Consider the following 4,729-nt stretch of genomic DNA (forward strand, 5'->3'; position numbering starts at 1 on the left):
ATGAGGAAGCCGTTGCCTGGGCTATCGAAGAATACGTGCTAAAGGAGAAATAGAATATGGGATTATTTGACCGTTTATTCGGAAAGAAAGAAGAACCAAAGATCGAAGAAGTTGTCAAAGATGTCTTAGAAAATCTTGATTTGTCAGAAGAGGTTGAAGAAAACCAAACGGCAGTCGAAGAAACTTCTCAGGAAGAGACAGCAAGGGACAAAGTGGAAGAAATACCTGCTCAAGAAGAAATTCCTCAGGTCACGACAGAAGAGGTCATTGAACCAGAAGCAGTCGAAGAAACTGCTCAGGAAGAGATTGAGCTAGAAGCTGATGAACTGGAGCAATTCCAAGAGGCAGAAGAAGTTCTTGAAGAAGAGAACTTAGAAACTGAAGAGTTCGAAGAAGAGCTAGCTTCTGAAGTAGTAGAAGAAGAACTTCCTCAGGTTGAGGAAACCGTTCAGGAAAAATATGACCGTAGTCTCAAGAAAACGCGTACGGGATTCGGTGCTCGTTTGAATGCCTTCTTTGCCAACTTCCGTTCTGTTGATGAAGAATTCTTCGAGGAATTGGAAGAACTGCTCATCATGAGCGATGTCGGTGTGCAAATCGCTTCAAACTTAACAGAAGAGCTACGCTATGAAGCCAAATTAGAAAACGCTAAGAAGCCAGACGCACTTCGTCGTGTCATTATCGAGAAATTGGTTGAACTCTATGAGAAGGATGGCAACTACGATGAACAAATCCATTTCCAAGATGGTTTGACAGTCATGCTCTTTGTCGGAGTCAATGGTGTTGGGAAAACAACTTCTATCGGGAAATTGGCTCATCGCTACAAACAAGCTGGCAAGAAAGTCATGCTGGTTGCGGCAGATACCTTCCGTGCAGGGGCAGTGGCCCAGCTAGCCGAATGGGGCCGTCGTGTGGATGTTCCCGTTGTGACGGGACCTGAAAAGGCTGATCCAGCAAGTGTGGTCTTTGATGGGATGGAACGTGCTGTTGCTGAAGGGATTGATATTCTCATGATTGATACAGCAGGCCGACTACAAAACAAGGATAACCTTATGGCTGAGTTGGAAAAGATTGGTCGTATTATCAAGCGTGTTGTCCCAGAAGCACCGCATGAAACTTTCTTAGCACTTGATGCATCAACAGGTCAAAACGCTCTTGTACAAGCTAAGGAATTTTCGAAGATAACACCATTGACTGGAATTGTTTTGACAAAAATTGACGGAACTGCCCGAGGTGGTGTTGTTCTGGCTATCCGCGAAGAACTCAATATTCCTGTAAAATTGATTGGCTTCGGTGAAAAAATTGATGATATAGGGGAATTTAACTCAGAAAACTTTATGAAAGGTCTCTTAGAAGGCTTGATTTAATACAAAATAAATATCCTGCAAGTCAATCTTGCAGGATATTTTTGCTATTCTAAACGGCCATCTTGACGATAGGCGATATCTGGTTGCCAGGTCCATTTGGCTCCATACTTCTCAAGTAAGTCAAAGCTAGCTTGTGGTCCCATGCTTCCAGCCTTGTAGTCATGAAGTGGAGCCCCATTTTCAGCCCAAAGTTTTTCAATGCGGTCAATCAATTTCCAAGAAGCATTCACCTCATCCCAGTGACTGAAGTTAGTTGAATTGTTGTTTAAAACATCATAGATGAGTTTTTCGTAAGGGTCTGGTGAGGCTCCAGTCGCAGTAGCATCTGTATGGTAATCCAGCGAGTTATTGGTTAAGTTGAACTCCTCTCCGACTTTTTTACCATTGATGCTAAGAGAATAGCCCTCTGTTGGTTGAATATAAATAGTCAGAACATTTGGCGCTAAGGGTTCTCCAAAGATGGAGTCCATTTGCTTAAAGACGATGTTGACATGGGTTCCTTTTTCAGTCAGACGTTTCCCTGTTCGGAAGAAGAAGGGAACATCACGGAAACGCTCGCTATTGACAAAGAAAGTGCCGGATGCGAAGGTTTCAGTTGTAGACTCAGGGTTGACATTTGGCTCACTACGGTAGGAGATGTACTTCTTTCCATCGATCTTTCCAGAACGGTATTGTCCACGAATAAAATGTTGAGCAAGTTCCTCATCTGTCGGCTGGTAAAGGTTTTTGAAAACTTTGATTTTTTCAGCACGAATAGCATCTTTCGTAAAACTAGCAGGCTTGTCCATAGCAAGGAGGGACAAGAGTTGGAGAGTATGGTTTTGCACCATATCACGGAGAGCTCCAGACTGATCATAGTAACCTCCACGTTCTTCGACACCGAGACGCTCAGCAAAGGTGATCTGAACATTATTAATGTGGTCACGGTTCCAGACATTTTCAAAAATCATGTTGGCAAAGCGAATAGCGAAGATACTCTGAATCATCTCTTTCCCAAGGTAGTGATCAATACGGAAAATCTGTTCCTCGTCAAATGTAGCAAGTAGGTCTTCGTTGAGTTTGCTGGCGGTTACATGATCCGTTCCAAATGGCTTCTCTACGATTAACCGTTCAAAGCCTTTTCCATCCACAATTTGCTCTGACTTGAGGTGCTTAGCAATAGTTCCAAAGAATTGGGGTGCCATTGAGAGGAAGAAAAGTTTGTTGTGGTCAGCCTGATATTTTTCATTGAGCTCAGCTTGTAATTTACGTAATTCGATGTAATGCTCCGTATCGTTGACATCATGGCTCTGATAGTAGAAATGACTCGCAAACTCTTGCGCTTGCTCGGTGCTGTCTGCCAAATCAAGGATGGACTCGACTACCACAGATTCAAAATATTCCTTACTCCAAGGTCTACGAGCTGTTCCGATAACTGCAAAATGCTCGGAAAGATTGCCTGATTTATAGAGTCTAAACAGTGAAGGATAGAGTTTGCGTTTTGCCAAATCTCCACTGGCTCCAAAAATTGTAACAATAACTTTTGATGACATTTAAATACCTAATTTCTAATGTTCTTCCTAGTCAATCTAGGCGTGAGAGAACTTCACATTCATAGACTTTATTCTATCATAATTATCTAAAAAAATAAAAAATCCAATACAAAGTTAGAAAAAAACTGCAAGGGAATACCTCGCAGTTAGTGTTTAAACATTTAGCACCTTATCTAAAAATTCTTTAAGACGTGGGTGTTGTGGATTATCAAAAATCTGATCGGGTGTTCCGTCTTCAAGGAATTCACCGTCTGCTGTAAAGATGACACGATTGGCCACTTGACGGGCAAATCCCATCTCGTGGGTAACGATGATCATAGTCATTCCTTGTTTGGCTAGATCCTTCATAACATTCAAAACGTCTCCAACCATCTCTGGGTCAAGAGCTGAAGTCGGCTCATCAAAGAGCATGATGTCTGGATTCATCGCGAGACCGCGCGCGATGGCTACCCGCTGTTTTTGTCCTCCTGAGAGGCTGTCTGGTTTGGCATTGGCCTTGTCTGCCAGACCAACCTTTTCAAGGAGTTCAATTCCGAGTGTTTCGGCCTCTGCCTTGGTCATTAACTTGTGTTCGACAGGCGCAAAGGTGATGTTATCTAAAACAGACATGTGGGGGAAGAGGTTGAAGTGTTGAAAGACCATCCCAATGTTTTCACGAACGTGGTCAACATTGGTGGACTTTTCAGTCAAATCATAGCCGTTTACAGTGATGTGACCCCCAGAAACTTCCTCTAGTAAGTTGAGACTTCTGAGGAAAGTTGATTTACCGGACCCTGATGGTCCAATAATACATACAACATCTCCTTCATAAAATTGGGTCGTGATTCCTTTTAAAACCTTATTTTTTCCATACTGTTTATGGAGGTCATGGACATCGATTTTTAATTTTGCCATTAGTGGATCCTCTTTTCTAAACGTTTGGCTAATCTGGTTAAGAGTGTGATAATAACGAGATAGAAGACAGCTAGGATTGCATACATTTTAAAACTTTGGTAGTTACGTGCAATGATAATCTTACCAGTCTGGAAGAGTTCAACAAGTCCGATAGCTGAAACGATTGTCGTATCTTTGAGAGCAATCACAAACTGGTTGACAAAGTTTGGAAGCATGAGTTTGGTTGCTTGTGGCAAGATAATCTTGCGCATGGTCTTGCTGTAAGAAATACCTAAACTCCGGCTAGCTTCCATCTGACCAACTGGAACAGCCTGAATCCCTCCACGAACAATCTCAGCGATATATGCCGCAGCATTGAGAGAGAGAGCAATGGTACCCGCCACAAAGTCGTTAATTGGACTCTGTTGGCCAGTCATTGACTCGATAAAGTTTGGGATGCCCCAGAAGATGAAGGCGGCAAGAATCATCAATGGAATACCACGAATTACATCCACAAAAATTTCTGAAATCACTCGTAGTGATTTATATGGACTGACGCTGAACATACCAAAGATAATCCCAATTACAATAGCAATGGCAAAGGAAAGAAGCGCAAGTGCAAGCGTGATTCCAAGTCCGCTAAGAAGTTGTTTGTAGTTGTTTTGGAGCAAGCCCCAAATCGTCGTTTCGTCAACCGTACTTGTAGAATCAGATGACGATTCGCTAGCTAGATACTTGTCGAGAATCTTTTGGAATTCTCCGTTAGCTTTGAGGTTGGCAAGCCCCTTATTGAACATCTGGATCAATTCTGGATTGCTACCTTTCTTAACTGCAAAGGCTGTTTCACCGATTGGAGTTCCAGCGATTGGCGTTTTCAACTTTTGCCCTTGGCTGATAGAATATTTGAGAACAGGTTCATCATCCATCACGGCATCGATAGCTCCAGTGTTGAGACTG

4 protein-coding genes are annotated in these 4,729 nt (G+C 42.7%); 1 reads left to right on the forward strand and 3 read right to left on the reverse strand.

The genetic code is table 11. The annotated features are described in order from the left end of the window. Positions 1-56 precede the first annotated feature (56 nt). A complete protein-coding gene (ftsY, locus tag SORDD16_RS03715; protein WP_061452426.1) occupies positions 57-1,367 on the forward strand; it encodes a signal recognition particle-docking protein FtsY in 1,311 nt (436 codons plus the stop codon). A 44-nt stretch (positions 1,368-1,411) separates the two neighbouring features. On the opposite strand, the gene zwf is transcribed toward ftsY, so the two are convergent. The 3 genes from zwf to SORDD16_RS11640 form a co-directional block, all read right to left on the reverse strand. Continuing rightward, positions 1,412-2,899 (reverse strand): glucose-6-phosphate dehydrogenase, encoded by a 1,488-nt coding sequence (gene zwf / locus SORDD16_RS03720; protein WP_061452427.1) that lies wholly within the window; start codon positions 2,897-2,899, stop codon positions 1,412-1,414. 153 nt (positions 2,900-3,052) lie between these two features. Further along, on the reverse strand, positions 3,053-3,793 hold the full coding sequence (locus tag SORDD16_RS03725; RefSeq protein ID WP_061452428.1) for an amino acid ABC transporter ATP-binding protein: 741 nt from the start codon (positions 3,791-3,793) through the stop codon (positions 3,053-3,055). Next, positions 3,793-4,729: ABC transporter substrate-binding protein/permease (locus SORDD16_RS11640; RefSeq protein ID WP_241733964.1), on the reverse strand; the 937-nt coding region annotated here is incomplete at its 5' end. The genes SORDD16_RS11640 and SORDD16_RS03725, both read right to left, overlap by 1 nt.

Origin of the sequence: Streptococcus oralis (genome assembly GCF_001578945.1) — a bacterium.
Classification (GTDB): domain Bacteria; phylum Bacillota; class Bacilli; order Lactobacillales; family Streptococcaceae; genus Streptococcus; species Streptococcus oralis_Q.